Raw genomic sequence first — 15,663 nt, 5'->3', positions numbered from 1 at the left:
ATTGTTTTACGCTAATTCATGTCGGCTCATTTCTATTAATCGGCTGTAGGTGCGGCGGAATTCAAAACTGAGTGCGCCACCTTGGTAGAGTTCGCTCAGTGGCACGTCGCAGCTGAGATAAAGGCTGACATTTTGATCGTACAACTCATCAATTAAGCTGATAAAACGGCGCGCTGGGTCATCGTTGGCGGCGTAGGAGAGTTTGCGCTCGCCCGTGGTTGCGGCTTGGTTTTCACCTGTACCGTCCTCCGTGCCGCGGGCACGGATCCAGCCTTTCACTTCGCCGCCTAATTTAGGAACGCCACTCACCATTAAGATCTTAAATCGACTGGCGATTTCGATGTAATCGAGTTGGGATCTCGGGCCGTCACACAGGGCATAAAAGTCGAACCAAGCAACAGCTTTGTCTATGGGCTCTAAAGCTGCGCGGATCACTGGGATTTCACGGTTGCAGATGGTGAGGCTAGCATTACTCATTTTGCTATCACTCATGCTAGAACCGCTAATGCCAGTATCAATAATACCAGAATCGCTAATGCCAATAGCACTCATACTGAGCGCATTTGGCGTTAACCCATTCACTAGCTTGTCAAAAATCTGCTCAAAATCGAGTGTTCCGGTAATGCCGATATTGCGGGAAATCGAGGCACTCATTTCAGCGCTATCAATGCCAATCTCGTTGTTTAATAAAGTATTGATGGCGTGCATCCTGTGGTCTTGGTTGCCATCGAGATGCAGCATTTGCGTGTGCGCTTGCAGCAGTTGGATACAAGGTAAAAATCTGTGTCTGGCTAAGCCGTTTTCATATAAGCGCTCAATAGGAATATTAGAGGTCGCGACCAGCACCACACCTTGTTCGAATAGGCACTCAAATAGCCCTGCGAGTATCATGGCATCGCCAATGTCTGAGACAAAAAACTCATCGAAACACAGCACCTTGCATTCTTTCGCGAGATTTTTTGCTATAAGCGTTAACGGATCGCGTTTACCCGAATGCTCGCGTAATGCTTGGTGTATCCGCGCCATAAAACGGTGGAAATGCAGTCTTAATTTGCCTTCACTTGGCAAACAATCGAAAAACAAATCCATCAGAAAGGTTTTACCCCGACCTACATCGCCCCACAGATACAAGCCTTTGATGGATTGTGAATGGGAGTGGCGTGCTGAATAGGGTTGTGGCATCAAGTGTTTAAATAACATATCGAGCGCCAACACCGCCTGTTGTTGCGCCGGATCGTCAACTAGATTTTCGCTCACTTTGGCGCGATACACTTCCAGTGGCGTCATCATTGGCGTTATCGATTGCGAGCTAGCGGAGTTTGAATAAGCCATGTCGGGGTCTCGTTGGCGGTTGTTTTAGGTGTTTACTGCAGTCAGTGTGTGCTTTAGCTTTGATTAAGTGCGATATCAGCGCTCGCCTTTTGAGGCATCATGCTACTCATACTTAGGTACTCGGGAGCCATATTGCACTAGCGCAGGGTAACATAGTCGCTGGCGTGACTTAAATCCCGCTCTGAGGTTTAGGTCAAATACTAAACGAAACCAGTGCTTTATTCTCGGGGACTTTTACCTTAACATCTTTGTCACAAAAATAATGATATGGAATGAATCCTATGGCTAGCAAAGGCAATGGCATTACTTTTATCAGTGCACAAACCTCGATTGAGGGTGACATCCAGTTAGAGAGCACGGCATTAATTGCGGGTAAATTGCAGGGCAAGATTGGTTCAGCGGGACAAATTAAGATCGAACTTGGCGGCGAGATCTCCGGTGAAGTCAGCTGTGATGAGTTGCGGGTGTGCGGCGTATTTAGTGGTCGAGTCTGTTGTAATAAGTTGATTATTACCAGTTCTGGTGTGGTTGACGGCGAAGTTGCAAGCCATCAGATGGAGATCTACGAAGGCGGCCAGTTTATTGGTCAGCGGATTAAAGGCCCTGAGCTTGATGCCTTGCCTGATATGCTAAAAGCGATCGCCCCAGCGGCTCAACGCTCGGATGCGCACCTATATGCCAGTGAGAGCGGTTCATTAAGAGGCGATAATCGGGCGATTCGCCCTTGGTTGTATGTTGCTGCTGCAACTGTCGTCATCGCCTTGGGCTTTAGTTTTGGACCCGAGCCATTGCGTGAGTGGTTACCGAATGTGAGTGATAGTCCGCTCAATACTGAAGTGTCCCCTGTGACTCAGGAGCTAGATGCTGCAAAGGCCGCCAATCCATTACTGACTGAACAAATGACTGCGCCAGATACCGCGAATGCCGACAATACGGTGGCGGTATCCGCAGATCCCGATCCGCTGGCTTTATCGCAGGATTCTGCGATGGAAGATTTACAGCAAATGGAACAAGGTCATGCACAGATGGCGCAGGGTGATAATGGCACCGCGCCCACCAGCGAGAATGCAGGCAATAAGCTCTGATTGCTAAGCGAAAGCTCGAATTTATTAGCTTGAATCAATTAGCTCGAACAAATAAGTGCTCGCATCCTTGGGTCGAGCATTTGGTGTTTTTTGTTCGACCACAGTTATTTGCTCATCGTTGCTAATGCTTATCGCCCAATATCCTACTCAATCTCTCTTCAAGTATTGTTGCTAGTTCCCTCAGAAGCGCTTAACGGCGCTTTGCTTTTATGGATGGCTTCTAGCTTAATTTAACGTTTTAAGGGTAGAACCGTCGTATTTTTATGCTATTCCACTCATCTGTTAACATTCAGCGCCAGCTAATATTCCTGTCATATTTTCATTGAGTTATCTCTCATTCTTACCCGTTTTGTGCACTTCAAGCCGTTTCCCTTGAGTTAAGTTCATTTTGTTCATGAACTTTATGATTTTTAGTCACCTTAAGTCCCTTAATGAAGATTAAGTGCGTTAAATATCTTTAACGAAATGTTAACGATACATTTCATCCTCTGGGCGAGGAAGTAGTCCGTCACAGACCTGACACAATTCTAATAACACAGGCATTCCCACAGGGAATGGCAGACTGCAATACAGGAGGCATTGATGCCTAGATTGACCTTACTTGCTGCGGCAACCGCTGTGGCTTTTACTGGTTTTGCGAATGCGCAAGACTTAACGCCACAAGAGCTTCAAGCACAACTCACCCAATTGACTCAAGAAGTTAACCAGCTAAAACAACAGCAGGCAGCGAATGCCATTGCGACTCCATCTAAGCCTAGCGCGCCAGCTTTTGAGATAGGTGGTCGCATTCAACTCGATTACAACCTCTTCAATGGTGCCTATAACGCCGAACATAACGGCAGTAGCGCGCAGGATATTTTCCCTCGCCGAGTCCGTACCTTTGTTGAAGGCGAATTACAGGATTGGGATTACAAGCTGTTGCTTGAATTTGCTGAAAATACCGCTGAAATCGTCATGGCTCGGATGCGTTATTCGGGTTTTGAGAATGGCCCTAAACTGCAATTTGGTAAGTTGCGTGAGGATATCAGCCTCGATGCGCTTACCAGCAGTAATCACATTGCGCTGATTGAACGTTCTAGCCTCGCCGATACTATGTCGCCGTACTTCCGCTGGGGTGTTTCTGCCTATCAATATTTCCCAAGCACAGGTTTACGTTACGCCTTGGGTGTTTATAAAAACGATGCCTTTGGTAGCGATGGCAAAGATGAAACTGATGATTTGAACTATGCCCTGAGCTCGCGAGTGACTTGGTCACAGGCCAAAGAACCGGGCCAAGTGTTACATGCGGGCTTGTGGTACTCAGCGCGTCAAATGGGCGGCGATGACTTGTCTGCCAGCTTTGCTCGCGGCGAACTGCGCGAGACTAATACTCGCCTGATTAACTATGTCGCCGGTGGTGAAACCGCAGCGATTGATAATCTAAACCAAGCGGGTTTAGAGCTGGCATTTCAACATAATGCCTTGTTGTTGCAGGGCGAATACGCCCAGCGCAGTTTAAACACCCAAGATCCTCAGTCAGTGCTCGATGGTGAGCGTTATCAGGCGTATTACCTGCAGGCGAGTTATTTCTTAACGGGCGAACAGCGTAGCTATTCCAAGGGCAGCGCGGTGTTTTCTCAGCCTAAGGGCGTAACCGATGCATGGGAATTGGCGGCACGTTTTTCTAGCGTGGATGCGAGCTCCGACTTCCAAGGTACTAAAGCTCAGATCTATACCTTAGGCGTGTCTTACTACTTCAATCCAAAAATCAAAGTGATGGCTAACTACATCCATTCTTCCGTCGATGGCGCAGGCACGATTGCCTTAGTCGGCAATGAAGATGTGGGTGATGCCTTTGCTGCCCGTTTGCAATACGTGTTTTAGGAGTAATGAATCATGTTGAAAATGAAATCTTTAGTCATGAGTGCGCTGTTACTCGGTGCCTCTGGCATGGCGAGTGCTGATATCCACTTTATCATTCCTGGCGGTCCAGGCGGTGGTTGGGATACTACTGCGCGTGGCGTCGGTGAAGCCTTAGTGAAGTCGAAAATTGATGGTAATGCCTCTTTTGAGAACCTCTCGGGCGGCGGTGGCGGCCGTGCAATAGCCTCTATGATCAAATCGAAAAACAAACAGGGCGATATTTTACTGGTTAACTCGACTCCGATTGTGCTCCGTGCACTTTCTGGGCAAATCCCGTTTAGTTATCGTGATTTAACGCCGGTTGCAGGCATAGTCGCCGATTACGGTGCCTTTGTGGTACGTAACGATTCACCGTTGAAAAACTGGGACGATGTGTTGGCGGCCTTTAAGGCGGATCCACAAAGATTCAATATCGCTGGCGGCTCGGCGCGCGGCAGTATGGATCACTTAGTTGCGGCGCAAGCGATTGCGGCGGCGGGTTTAGATGGCGGTCGTTTACGTTATGTTCCCTACGATGCGGGTGGTCAAGCTAAGGCTGGCTTACTCTCGGGCGAAGTCGATTTACTGTCGACGGGATTCAGTGAAGCGTTAGAAATTGCAGGCAGTGGTCAAGGTCGGATCCTTGCGATGACGGCGCCAGAAATCGTTGCCGAGCATCCAGAGGTTCCGACGATTAAATCACTCGGTTATGACATGACGTTTACTAACTGGCGCGGCTTTTTCGCGGCACCGGATACGCCTAAAGCCAAAGTTGATGAGTATGTGGCCAAGTTTGCGGCACTGATTAAAACGCCAGAATGGGAACAAGTGCGTGCCCGTAATGGTTGGATCAATCTGTTTGAACCCCAAGCCGATTTTGTTAAGTCATTGGAAGCACAGGAGCAACAGCTTAAAGCCACTATGTTGCAACTGGGCTTTATTAAGTAAGGAGTGACAGATGTTGAATCGTGATCTGATTGGTTCCTTGCTATTTGTCGCCGTGTTTACTGGATATGGCGTGCTGGCATGGCAAATTCCCTTATTGCCGTTTGAAGAATTTGAAGTCGTGACATCTTCCACTATGCCGAAGATTTATGCTGCCATGGGATTGATGTTTAGTCTGTTCTCTCTGGTTGCCGTCTTGCTAAAAGGAAACACGGTTCAACAGCGGGGGGCGCTGCTGACTAAAGCCGCCTTACAACAAACCGCGGCGCTGATTGTGCTGATGGTCTTGTATGCCGCCGGACTCGAACCGTTGGGGTTTGTTGTCGCTACCTTATTGTTTTTGGTCGCTGGATTTTGGTTGATGGGAGAGCGCCGCTTTAAGATTTTGCTGCTCGCCTCTGTGCCCGTGGTGTTGGTGTTCTGGGTGTTGATGACGCAAGTCTTAGGTATCTACTTGGCCTCAGGTTCTCTTTGGAGTTAACTATGTTCGATGCAATGTTTATTGGTCTATCGACCGCGTTTGAATTGCAAAACCTCATGTATGTGGTCTTAGGCTGCTTGGTCGGCACAGTGATCGGTATGCTGCCGGGATTAGGGCCGATCACAGCGATCGCTCTGATGATCCCTGTGACTTACAGCATTGGCCCCAGTTCAGGGATGATCTTAATGGCGGGCGTTTACTACGGCGCTATTTTTGGTGGGTCGACATCATCAATTCTGATCAACGCCCCGGGCGTGGCAGGAACGGTTGCGACGTCATTCGATGGTTATCCGATGGCGCAAAAAGGCATGGCGGGCAAAGCATTAGCGATTGCGGCCTATGCTTCGTTTACCGGCGGCACTATCGGCGCCATTATGTTGATGGTCGCGGCGCCATTATTAGCGCAAGTATCTCTGAGCTTTCAATCGGGCGATTATGTGGTCTTGATGTTCCTCGGTTTGACGGCCATTGCGGCGTTTTCGAATCGTGGCGATTTCCTCAAGGCCATGATGATGACTCACTTAGGTTTGTTGCTCTCGTCAGTGGGGATCGATCCTTTCTCGGGGATGGAACGCTTCACCTTCGGTCAGCCAGATTTACTCGATGGCATCAGTTTTCTGTTAATCGCCATGGCGACTTTTGCCCTGTCGGAAGCGTTAATGAATGTGATTAAGCCGCCTAAGTCGACCGAAAACATCAACTTTTCAGCGCAGCCGATTGGTAGCACTCGCTTAACCAAAGAGGAAGTGAAAGAGATAGCACCTGTGATTGGTCGCTCGTCGATTTTCGGTTTTTTGATTGGGGTATTACCGGGCGCAGGTGCAACGATTGCCAGCTTTATGGCCTACGGCACTGAGCGTAATTTATCCCGCGGCGCGAAACGCGATGAGTTTGGTAAGGGCTCGATTCGCGGTGTTGCGGCGCCTGAGTCGGCTAACAATGCGGCCTGTACTGGCTCATTTGTCCCGTTATTGACCTTAGGTATTCCGGGGTCGGGTACCACGGCCATCATGCTCGGTGCATTGATCGCTTATGGTATTCAACCTGGCCCTATGTTGATGCAAGAGCGTCCAGACGTGTTTTGGTCTGTGATTATCTCTATGTATTTCGGCAATATTATTCTGCTGGTGCTGAATTTACCGCTGATCCCTTATTTTGCCAAAGTGCTGGCTTTACCTAAGTCGATTCTGACTGTGATGATCCTGTTCTTCAGTTTGATTGGGGTGTATTTAGTCTCGTTTAATACTTTCGATCTGTTCTTGATGATAGGTTTTGCGATTGTCGCTGTGGTGTTGCGTTTGCTGGCATTTCCGATGGCGCCGCTGCTACTGGGCTTCATCCTCGGTGATATGATTGAGCGTAACTTCCGCCGTGCTATGATCGCTTCCGATGGTTCTTTGAGCTTCCTGTGGGAACGCCCGCTGACGCTGACTATCTTGATTGTGGCAATTGCGATGCTGGCTGTGCCATTGATCGGTTTTATTCGTAGTCATCGTAGTGATAAATTGGCGAAAGCCTCTTAATGTAAAGGTACGCTAATGAGACGCCCTAAGCGCTTAGAAACGTGGTTAATCAGTGGGGTGACTTGCCTGAGTTTGTTGCTGTGCGCCTTATTTGGCGGCATCAGCTATCAAATTTTGAGTCGCAGTATTACTGAGCAATCGGGCGCTAAGGCATTAGGGCTGGCCCATGCGGTCGCGACACGGGCCGATGTGATTACCGCTTTGCAGACTGGGCATTCGAGCCCACAATTGCTGGCTGCGATAGAGGGAATACGTCTAGCGTCTAAGGCCGATTTTATCGTGGTGGGCGATACCCATAAATACCGTATCGTGCACCCAGATTCAGATAAAATTGGCAAGAAGATGGAGGGCGGTGACAGCCAAGCGGCATTAGAAGGGGAGTCTTATATCTCCGAGGCGCAGGGCAGTTTAGGTCGCTCTATTCGCGGCAAAGTGCCAGTGCTTGACGAGCAAGGTCAAATTATCGGCTTGGTTTCCGTGGGCTTTTTGAGCCAGTCCGTGGGCGCGTTAATCGATAAGCGTATTCCTGAAATCATCATGACAGTCCTAGGGGTGTTATTGATGGGCGTGCTGGTGGCTTTTTGGATGGGACGGCAAGTACGGGAAATGTTGTTCGGCTTGCAACCTGCGGAAATAGGCCGTTTATTCGTCGAGCAGGACGCGATTCTTAACACAGTGCGAATGGGCGTGGTGGCATTGGATGCCGATGGCCGTATCCGCAAGTTGAATCAAAGGGCGCGGGAGATCTTAGCCTTATCTCCGACCTGCCAACCTAATACTCTGATGTTGAGTGATTTATTGCCGCAGCACGCCGATTTTCTACTGACGAACCAAAACAAAACCATCAGGGGATTCGAGTTATTTGCCAATGAGCAATGGCTGGTGATGTCGCGGGTGCCGTTTCAGGTACGGGATCAAAATGATGGCTTACTACTGACGATGCGCCCCGCCGATGAAATTGAGCGCTTGAGCCAACAACTGGCAAAAGTACAAGAGTTTGCCGAAATGCTCAGAGTGCAAACCCATGATTACTCGAATAAACTCCATACCCTAGGCGCATTATTACAGCTCAAAGCCTACGACAAAGCGGTCGAATTTATCGGTCAAGAAAGCCAAGGTTGGCAGGCTCAAATCCATTTATTACTGTCGCAAATCCATGAGCCGACGATCGCGGGATTACTCTTGGGTAAGTATCACAAGGCGAAAGAGCTCAATATTGAGTTTCAAATCAGCCCAGATAGTCAACTCAGCGATGTTCAAGACGCCATTATGCTAGAGCGGATGGTGTCGATTATGGGCAATCTTATCGATAATGCCATTGAGGCCGTGCACAGGGCGAACAATCATAAGCCCCGCCGCGTGGTCGTGACCTTAGATGAAACCGCCTCTAACCTGATTTTTGATGTGGAAGACAGTGGCGATGGGATTTCTAAAACCGAGTACAGCACGATATTCGATCCAGATTACAGCTCTAAGCAAGGGGCGCAGCACGGTGTGGGCATGTATATCGTCAATACCTACCTGTGTGCCTGCCATGGCAGCTTAGAGTTTGCCGACTCAGATTTAGGTGGCGCGCGTTTTTCTGTGTATATTCCCACTAAACCTTTACCTGAAGTAGGTACCGTTTAATGCATACCGTCATGATTGTTGCGGACCAAGTTGCGCGTGTTGCTGAGTTAACCGCACCGTATTTGTTTCCTGAACTTCTGCCTGAAATAGGTATTGTTTAATGCATACAGTGATCATCGTCGAGGATGAAGTCGAAGTCGCCCATTTGGTTGCGCAATATTTGTTCTCGACCAATCGTTATAAAGTGATTGGCATGGCGAGCGATATCTGCACGGCGCGGTCTTTACTGGGTGCTATCACGCCGGACCTCTTACTGTTAGACGTGTATTTACCCGACGGTAATGGTTTGAATTTACTGGCAGAATTACGCAGCCAAGGGATCCGTAGCGAAGTGGTATTGCTCACTGCAGCCAAAGAAGTGCAGATTTTAGAAAAAGCCATGCAGCTCGGCGTGTTCGATTTTCTGGTAAAACCTGTACTCTTGAGTCGGTTAGACCAAGCCTTGAGTCGATTCGAGAGCCGCCAGCTCAAACTTTCTGCCACCGAAGAGCTGACTCAATCCGTGGTCGATGCCTTTATGGAAGTGCCGACAGGGACGACCAAGGCTGCTGCTCGTTTGCCAAAGGGGGTCGATCAATTGACACTACAGAAAATCCGTGAAGTGTTTGATGCTAAGCCGCAGGATAAACTCACAGCGCAAATGGTGGGTGAAAAGCTAGGTGTTAGCCGTTCTACCGCGCGGCGTTATTTAGAGTTTTTGTTGGAATGCAATGAGCTGGCGGCGGATCAGAGTTATGGTTCTATCGGCCGCCCCGAACGTTGCTACCACAGAGTGCGCTAGTCTTACTATTCAGCTTTTACTTGTTTGCATTCAGTATTTAGTCCACCTTGACCCTTTCAAGCTGCCACTCTGGCAGCTTAGAGGTTAAGTCTGGGATTATTCGATCGACATCACCCCGCAAGATAATCAATGGCTCACCGCTAAACGCCCCGTTGGCTAACTGCAGCAGCCTTTTTGGCGTTAGCGCCTGCAACTCTGCATTCAGCTTTTGCACATCAACTTGTGTTAATCCTGTCGCAATTTGTTGGAGATATTGGTTTTCACGCTGAATGCTGTTGTCTTGGCTGAGTAAATCCTCACCTATCAAATAGGTTTTAAGTGCATTTATTTCGCCTTGGCTGGCACTTTGGGTTTTAACGAGCACGAGGTGATCGAGTATGCCCACCACAAACGCGCCCGTATGTTCTATGGCTGTACTGCCGTAAAACTTGATGCTACTGGACAGCGGCGCATTGGCGCACTGGCCGTAAATGCCATAGGTGAGACCGCGTTTTTCTCGCAAATCATAATAGAGTCTGCCCGAAAAACTTCGTCCCATCAGCGCGGATAAACTGCGACAGCTTAAGGCGACTTCCTGTGAACTGAGTTGACTCTTTTCTGACATATCGCCTAACTCACTATCAACGGTATGACCTATGGCATGATTTATGGAATGATCTATGCGATAGCCTAGGCGGACTTGGGTCTGCACGCTGCCAGGCGCATCGATAAGGAAAATCTTTTGGGTTTGCTTAGATGTGGTTGTTTCTAGCTTATCCGCGTGCGATGACGATTTAGACAAGGATTTAGGCAAGGATGTCGTCAACAGAGGCCACAGTTTGATGCTGGCTTGAAGATTAAATTCGGCGTTTTTAGCCTGCGAGTTGGGTAGAAACAGATGCCACTGTGCTTGCATTGCCGCCTGCTGTTGGATCTGTTGCAGTTGATTCAGGTTAAGTGAATCGAACAGCTCATCATTATTGAGTACTTTATTGTAGGGATGTTCAGGTCCGAGTAGCTTTTCGCGCCACACTTTATCTATCTCTGCGCCACTAAAGGCATTCAAGTGCTTATTGAGCTTGAGTTGGCGGCGAATATTGTCAATATCGACGGGGGCGGTTGTCGCATCAACAAAGGTATTTGGCTGCCAAAATTGCACTAGCAAACCGTAGATATGGTTAACATCGTCGGGGCAGGTGAGGCTTAGATTTATGCTATGCAAGCTGACGCGAATACTGAAGGTCTCAAGGCAGGGATCTGCGAGGCTAATCGCCAGTGCGCGGGCTTTCTCTTGCAAGGCAATCTGTAAAATATCGGGATTATTGAAGGGAGCCTGCGGACTCACCGCGGCTAAACTGACCCTGTTGCTTAGACTGTTACTGCTTAGATCATAAGTGCTTTGCACTGAAGCAAGTCTATGTAACTGATAGGGTAAATCCAACTCGGTATGAACTTCATCGCTAAACATTGGATCCGTTGCGGGGATGATGACACCGCTTTCGGGTAAATGATTGTCTAGTGGATAGGGTATTTCAAAGCTGGCTAAGCTTGGCGGTTCAGTCGGCGTAAAGACGATTTGTGTTTGCTGGCAGGCGCTCAGTAATAACGCCATAACGCAGCACATTAAGCTTTGTAGTTGCTTAGGTCGTCCGTGAGTTACAGGAGTTAGATTCATCATAATACCGCATCCTCTAGGCTGTCGCTCATATCACCAGGCAGCCATTCCAGCAGTGTTTTTCCCCAGCGAATATACCAAGGTGGCAGTAGGTCGACCCGCACATAGTCTTGAGTAAAATACTGTTTTGCGACTCTTTGGATATCGCCTGCCGTGACAGCATTGATCCGCTGCCACTGCGCGCTAAAGGGATGGTCTTTATCTTGAACTGAGGTCGCCGAAAGCTGCGTGGCTAATGTTTGAGTATCACTGAGTTGTTGTAATCGATTGTTTAACCACACTTGTTTAAGTGCGCACAGGCTGGTTTCATCCAGAGTCTCTTGCTGTGTTTGTGCGACAAGTCCGAGTATTTTTTCCACTAAAGCATCGAGTGAAGTGCGAGCGCGTGGAACTAAGACAATATTGGCAATCCCATGATTTTCTAGCTCAAAGGGCAGGGAATAGCTGAGCATCTGCGCGGGATTATGCTGGCTGAGTTTCGCGATTGCACTGGCGGTATTTTGAAATAAATAGCCTTCTAGCAGTTGAATCGCTGCCGCATCGGGATGATTTTTACCTACGGTATGCCAAGCGAGCAGTAATCCAGGCCAAGGTCCGCGCTCATCGACTAACTCAGCATGCACTTGTTTAGGCTGGATGTTCAGCTCAGTGAATCTAGGCTTAGTCGTCGCTGGTTTAGGCCAAGTCGCCAAATCTTGCTCAATCCATTGCAGGGTTTGTGGGCTTAACTTGCCGACAAGGGAAAGCTGCATCGCGTCGGGGCGATAATAAGCACGGTGAAAGGCGGTGAGACTTTCAGGTGTGGCTTGCAAGATATCTTCGCGACTACCAATAATACCGTGGCCATAGGGCGTGCCTTGCACTTGATCTAGTAAGAACGCCATCGCGCTGCGGACATAGGGCTGATTATCTATGGTTTGCGCCATTTCCTGCAGTACGGTTTCCTGCTGATTTTTAACGGTAGTGGCATTAAGGCTTGGACGGATAAAGCGGTCGGCTTCGAGATACAACCCCAGTTCTAATGCTGGGCTTGGCAGCGTCACATAGTAATTGGTGTAGTCAAAATGTGTGCTGGCATTAAAACGTGCACCTAAGGCACTGAGCTGCTGGGCATAGGTATCGCCGGGGGCATTTTCGCTGCCCTTAAATAACATGTGCTCAAACAGATGGGCATAACCGCTTTGGCCCTCAGCTTCGTTGCGGGCGCCTAAATTAAATTGGCTGGCGATTGTGACTGTCTGTTTATCAGCCATGGGCAGTAACCGCACCGTCAAGCCATTTTCGAGTGTGTAGGTTTTTAGGTTCGCTTCGAGCGCGTATAAGGCTTGTGCATCATACTCGGCGTTGCATTGTGCCAGCAGCGTATTGCTAAAAGCACTGGTCGCAAGGGCGATAAAAAAGGCGATGTGAGTTTTCATAAGTGCATCCTGCCGAGCATATTTTTTGAATTCGTTAAATAACTCATCGAAGCTGAATGCCGTTACCAAGTTGCGATTAACCCATCAACAGGTATCGATACCGATTGCGATGTGGTTAGCGACTGCTCGGATTTCATCGAAATCAGTTGAATAGCATTCAGTTTTTAAAAAGAACTGCTATGATGGCACAGTTCTTTTTCTGGCATAAGTACAAGATATGGTAAGCAGATCCCCGTTCGAATCCTTTCAGTGGAAAAGCGATATTTTTAACTGTGAAAGCACTGATATTGATAATTTTTATCTGCTGCTTGAGCAGGAAATGACCCGTTTGGGCATGGTTGAGAAGAATTTGGGTGAAGTTGGTAAATACAAGGTTAGCTTGTATCAGTCTCCCGCCGCTAAGTCAGGCTTACCTTCTTTATTGATCAGCGCAGGATTTCATGGCGAAGAATCTGCTGGCCCTTGGGGTTTGCTGCATTTTTTGAGTGAAGCTTCAGCAGACCTATTTGAACGGGTGAACTTGAGTTTATTGCCCCTCGTTAATCCAACCGGATTCAGCCGCGGCCATAGATTTAACAAATACGGCGAAAATCCAAATCGCGGTTTTGTATTTGAGAACGGTAAACCTAAAGCCAACGAACATACGTCGGTGGAAGGTAAGTTGTTGTTAGATCATGCACAGTTACTGCTTGCTGCGAGTCGTGACGGTATTTTAACTTGCCACGAAGATGTCTTGAGCCGTGAAGCCTATGTGTATTCTTTTGAGCCAAGCCAAGTGCCAGGACGCTTTAGCCTCGATTTGCGCGATACCTTAGGCGGTTATTTCCCGATTGCTGTGGATGGCGAGATTGATGCGTGTCCTGTGAAGGATGGCTTGATCTTCAATCACTTCGATACGTCGTTTGAAGCGTGTTTAGTGCGAAGCGGTGCCCGTGTCGGGGCTTGTACCGAAACACCTGCGCTGCAAAACTTCGATCAACGCGTATTGGCAAACAGTGCTGCTATGACTCACTTCTTGGCCCTATGTGCACCTTTATGTGATTGATCTTGTTATTCTATTAGGTGTTTAATCATCTAAGAAATGACAAAAAAATACCCGCTGATAGCGGGTATTTTTTTAGGTGATATTTGCCAGTGAATTATTGATTAATTCGCATCGGCACACCAGTACGTTCATCGAGCAGCTTTTTGATCACAGAAGAATTAGTGTCAGCTTTAGCGATAAACTTGGCGATATCTCTTGGTAATGAAATCGCGACTGGCTCATTGGATTCAAACTCAGCCACAGTGCGAGACAGAGGTTGATGCACTGCTAAGTAGCGCTTACCGTCTGGCTCTTCGGTTGCTTTAATCGGCTGGTTCACGAATTGTACGCGGGTGCCCACTGGGACATTCTTGAACAAGTGCTCGATATCTTCATGGCGTAAACGCACACAACCTTGACTCACACGTAAACCGATACCGAAACTCGCGTTAGTACCGTGAATCGCATACAAGTTGCCTATATACAGTGCATACAGTCCCATAGGGTTGTCTGGACCCGCTGGCCATACTGCTGGCAGGATTTCACCCTTAGCAGCATATTCTTTACGAATGCGTGGCGTCGGTGTCCAAGTTGGATTGGCACGCTTACGTTGTACTGAGGTCACCCAGTTTTCTGGCGTGTCTTTACCAATCTGGCCAATACCAATAGGCAGGACTTCAACTGTCTTTTTGCCTTTTGGATAGTAGTACAAACGCATTTCGGCCACGTTGATCACTATGCCTTCACGGGGAGCGTTAGGCAGGATCAGTTGTAATGGAATTAACAGTTGGCTACCTGGCTTTGGCAGAAATGGATCTACACCTGGGTTAGCTTCGAGTAAGTTACTGAGACCGAGCTGGTATTTGGCAGCAATATCTTCGAGAGTGTGTTTACCCTCTGGAACCGTATAATACTGGTTCTCGCCAATTAGCCTGCTTTGGGCGGCTGGTAAAGGATATTCCGTTGCTAAAGCGGACAGACTAGGGAAAACCAAAGTCAATAATAAAGCTGTGGTGCGAAGCATACTCATAAGCGGATACTACGATTCCTGTTAATAAAAAAGCGTGTTTAACGCAGCTTTCTCTCTTAAAACGAGAGCGGCAATTTGACGAGCAAAATGCACTGGCGCGCGAAGCTCGCATCCTTCCTTATTTTGGACATTATTTCAACTGAAATATGATCCGTACAGCGTATTTATCGCTTAATTTTTGTTTTAACGGTTTTCCTCGGCGACTGAGATTGTCAGTATTTCGGCTTATCATTATACCAATCACATTAAATATCTAATCAGTTCAGAGCCTCACAGGCATCTCAATCCAAGGCGCATTGACGCAGAAATGGTCATTCCCTTTTAAGTCAATGCAACACGGGAGTGGGATGCCTGTGTGGCTCCCGAAGGGCGGCTGATGTTAACGGCATGGCAACGCAGCTTTATACTGCGTTTAAGGCTTTCGACAGAGCACCACTATGCCTTCAAGCCTTCGCCTTGTCTAAAGCGCGTTGAACTCCCGCTGAATGAACAGATATTTAATACGATTGGTATTAAACCCTGTGCCTGCTTTATTGTTCTATGTGCTGCAAATCCCTGATCTAAGCTGCTGTGTTGCAACGCTTCTATGGTGATCGCTCAGTCTAAAATATTGGCGTTATGCATAGTGTCTTCTTTGATGGCGAATTAAGGGGGTCTGAATTGATTGGTTTTGCGAAAACAGCGTTTGCGAGACTTTTTTAAAGTACTTTTCTAACGGGGTGATGCTCAACCTGACAAAGTCCGCCTAGCTGAGCCGATTGTCGGATAAATGGAGTGAAAACAATTGGCTTGAGGGTGATGTTCGAATATTCGCCGTTTCAGTCGACATTGTTTTGTCTGGTGCTGAATTCACTATGATAACCCTAGTTTATACAGGTTT

At 48.1% G+C, this 15,663-nt stretch carries 13 protein-coding genes; 9 read left to right on the top strand and 4 right to left on the bottom strand.

Going from position 1 to position 15,663, the window contains the following annotated elements; translation table 11 throughout:
* Positions 1-6 precede the first annotated feature (6 nt).
* Positions 7-1,332 (bottom strand): cell division protein ZapE, encoded by a 1,326-nt coding sequence (gene zapE, locus DYH48_RS16800; protein WP_115335409.1) that lies wholly within the window; start codon positions 1,330-1,332, stop codon positions 7-9.
* Between the two features lie 281 nt (positions 1,333-1,613).
* On the opposite strand from zapE, the gene DYH48_RS16795 reads away from it, so the two are divergent.
* From DYH48_RS16795 to DYH48_RS16765, 7 genes are all read left to right on the top strand, one after another.
* A complete protein-coding gene (locus tag DYH48_RS16795) occupies positions 1,614-2,417 on the top strand; it encodes a bactofilin family protein (protein WP_115335408.1) in 804 nt (267 codons plus the stop codon).
* A gap of 582 nt (positions 2,418-2,999) precedes the next feature.
* On the top strand, positions 3,000-4,280 hold the full coding sequence (locus tag DYH48_RS16790) for an OprO/OprP family phosphate-selective porin (RefSeq protein WP_115335407.1): 1,281 nt from the start codon (positions 3,000-3,002) through the stop codon (positions 4,278-4,280).
* A gap of 12 nt (positions 4,281-4,292) precedes the next feature.
* Positions 4,293-5,246, top strand: a complete 954-nt coding sequence (locus DYH48_RS16785) for a tripartite tricarboxylate transporter substrate binding protein (RefSeq protein WP_115335406.1) — start codon at positions 4,293-4,295, stop codon at positions 5,244-5,246.
* 10 nt (positions 5,247-5,256) lie between these two features.
* Positions 5,257-5,724 carry a tripartite tricarboxylate transporter TctB family protein gene (locus DYH48_RS16780; RefSeq protein ID WP_006082912.1) on the top strand — a complete coding sequence of 156 codons (468 nt, stop codon included), beginning with the start codon at positions 5,257-5,259 and terminating at the stop codon, positions 5,722-5,724.
* 2 nt (positions 5,725-5,726) lie between these two features.
* Positions 5,727-7,247 carry a tripartite tricarboxylate transporter permease gene (locus DYH48_RS16775; protein ID WP_011623841.1) on the top strand — a complete coding sequence of 507 codons (1,521 nt, stop codon included), beginning with the start codon at positions 5,727-5,729 and terminating at the stop codon, positions 7,245-7,247.
* A gap of 15 nt (positions 7,248-7,262) precedes the next feature.
* Complete coding sequence (locus tag DYH48_RS16770; RefSeq protein ID WP_012088375.1) at positions 7,263-8,876, top strand: ATP-binding protein; 1,614 nt, start codon at positions 7,263-7,265, stop codon at positions 8,874-8,876.
* A 100-nt stretch (positions 8,877-8,976) separates the two neighbouring features.
* The gene (locus DYH48_RS16765; RefSeq protein ID WP_115335405.1) at positions 8,977-9,657 is read left to right on the top strand and encodes a response regulator; all 681 of its coding nucleotides are present in this window, start codon (positions 8,977-8,979) and stop codon (positions 9,655-9,657) included.
* A gap of 37 nt (positions 9,658-9,694) precedes the next feature.
* Here DYH48_RS16765 and DYH48_RS16760 read toward each other — a convergent pair whose 3' ends face one another.
* Together DYH48_RS16760 and DYH48_RS16755 are read right to left on the bottom strand one after the other, a co-directional pair.
* Positions 9,695-11,314, bottom strand: a complete 1,620-nt coding sequence (locus tag DYH48_RS16760) for a M16 family metallopeptidase (RefSeq protein ID WP_115335404.1) — start codon at positions 11,312-11,314, stop codon at positions 9,695-9,697.
* Positions 11,311-12,729 carry a M16 family metallopeptidase gene (locus tag DYH48_RS16755; protein ID WP_115335403.1) on the bottom strand — a complete coding sequence of 473 codons (1,419 nt, stop codon included), beginning with the start codon at positions 12,727-12,729 and terminating at the stop codon, positions 11,311-11,313. The genes DYH48_RS16760 and DYH48_RS16755 overlap by 4 nt, the downstream gene beginning before the upstream one ends.
* A 217-nt stretch (positions 12,730-12,946) precedes the next feature.
* Here DYH48_RS16755 and DYH48_RS16750 point away from each other — a divergent pair, with 217 nt between their 5' ends.
* On the top strand, positions 12,947-13,774 hold the full coding sequence (locus DYH48_RS16750) for an N-acetyl-ornithine deacetylase (protein WP_106649586.1): 828 nt from the start codon (positions 12,947-12,949) through the stop codon (positions 13,772-13,774).
* Positions 13,775-13,868: 94 nt separating this feature from the next.
* Here the strand turns inward: DYH48_RS16750 and DYH48_RS16745 are convergent, their stop codons facing one another.
* Positions 13,869-14,783 (bottom strand): L,D-transpeptidase family protein, encoded by a 915-nt coding sequence (locus tag DYH48_RS16745; protein ID WP_006082904.1) that lies wholly within the window; start codon positions 14,781-14,783, stop codon positions 13,869-13,871.
* A 376-nt stretch (positions 14,784-15,159) separates the two neighbouring features.
* Between DYH48_RS16745 and DYH48_RS23980 the strand changes: the two genes are divergently transcribed.
* The gene (locus DYH48_RS23980; protein ID WP_115335402.1) at positions 15,160-15,342 is read left to right on the top strand and encodes a hypothetical protein; all 183 of its coding nucleotides are present in this window, start codon (positions 15,160-15,162) and stop codon (positions 15,340-15,342) included.
* Positions 15,343-15,663 lie beyond the last annotated feature (321 nt).

Origin of the sequence: Shewanella baltica, from assembly GCF_900456975.1 — a bacterium.
Lineage (GTDB): Bacteria > Pseudomonadota > Gammaproteobacteria > Enterobacterales > Shewanellaceae > Shewanella > Shewanella baltica.
The sequence above is the reverse complement of the archived record's forward strand: the minus strand, read 5'-3'. Positions and strand labels throughout refer to the sequence as shown.

Coding starts and splice junctions, on each gene's coding strand:
- zapE (WP_115335409.1), bottom strand. CDS start 1,332: ATGGCTTATTCAAACTCCGCTAGCTCGCAATCGATAACGCCAATGATG.
- DYH48_RS16795 (WP_115335408.1), top strand. CDS start 1,614: ATGGCTAGCAAAGGCAATGGCATTACTTTTATCAGTGCACAAACCTCG.
- DYH48_RS16790 (WP_115335407.1), top strand. CDS start 3,000: ATGCCTAGATTGACCTTACTTGCTGCGGCAACCGCTGTGGCTTTTACT.
- DYH48_RS16785 (WP_115335406.1), top strand. CDS start 4,293: ATGTTGAAAATGAAATCTTTAGTCATGAGTGCGCTGTTACTCGGTGCC.
- DYH48_RS16780 (WP_006082912.1), top strand. CDS start 5,257: ATGTTGAATCGTGATCTGATTGGTTCCTTGCTATTTGTCGCCGTGTTT.
- DYH48_RS16775 (WP_011623841.1), top strand. CDS start 5,727: ATGTTCGATGCAATGTTTATTGGTCTATCGACCGCGTTTGAATTGCAA.
- DYH48_RS16770 (WP_012088375.1), top strand. CDS start 7,263: ATGAGACGCCCTAAGCGCTTAGAAACGTGGTTAATCAGTGGGGTGACT.
- DYH48_RS16765 (WP_115335405.1), top strand. CDS start 8,977: ATGCATACAGTGATCATCGTCGAGGATGAAGTCGAAGTCGCCCATTTG.
- DYH48_RS16760 (WP_115335404.1), bottom strand. CDS start 11,314: ATGATGAATCTAACTCCTGTAACTCACGGACGACCTAAGCAACTACAA.
- DYH48_RS16755 (WP_115335403.1), bottom strand. CDS start 12,729: ATGAAAACTCACATCGCCTTTTTTATCGCCCTTGCGACCAGTGCTTTT.
- DYH48_RS16750 (WP_106649586.1), top strand. CDS start 12,947: ATGGTAAGCAGATCCCCGTTCGAATCCTTTCAGTGGAAAAGCGATATT.
- DYH48_RS16745 (WP_006082904.1), bottom strand. CDS start 14,783: ATGAGTATGCTTCGCACCACAGCTTTATTATTGACTTTGGTTTTCCCT.
- DYH48_RS23980 (WP_115335402.1), top strand. CDS start 15,160: ATGTTAACGGCATGGCAACGCAGCTTTATACTGCGTTTAAGGCTTTCG.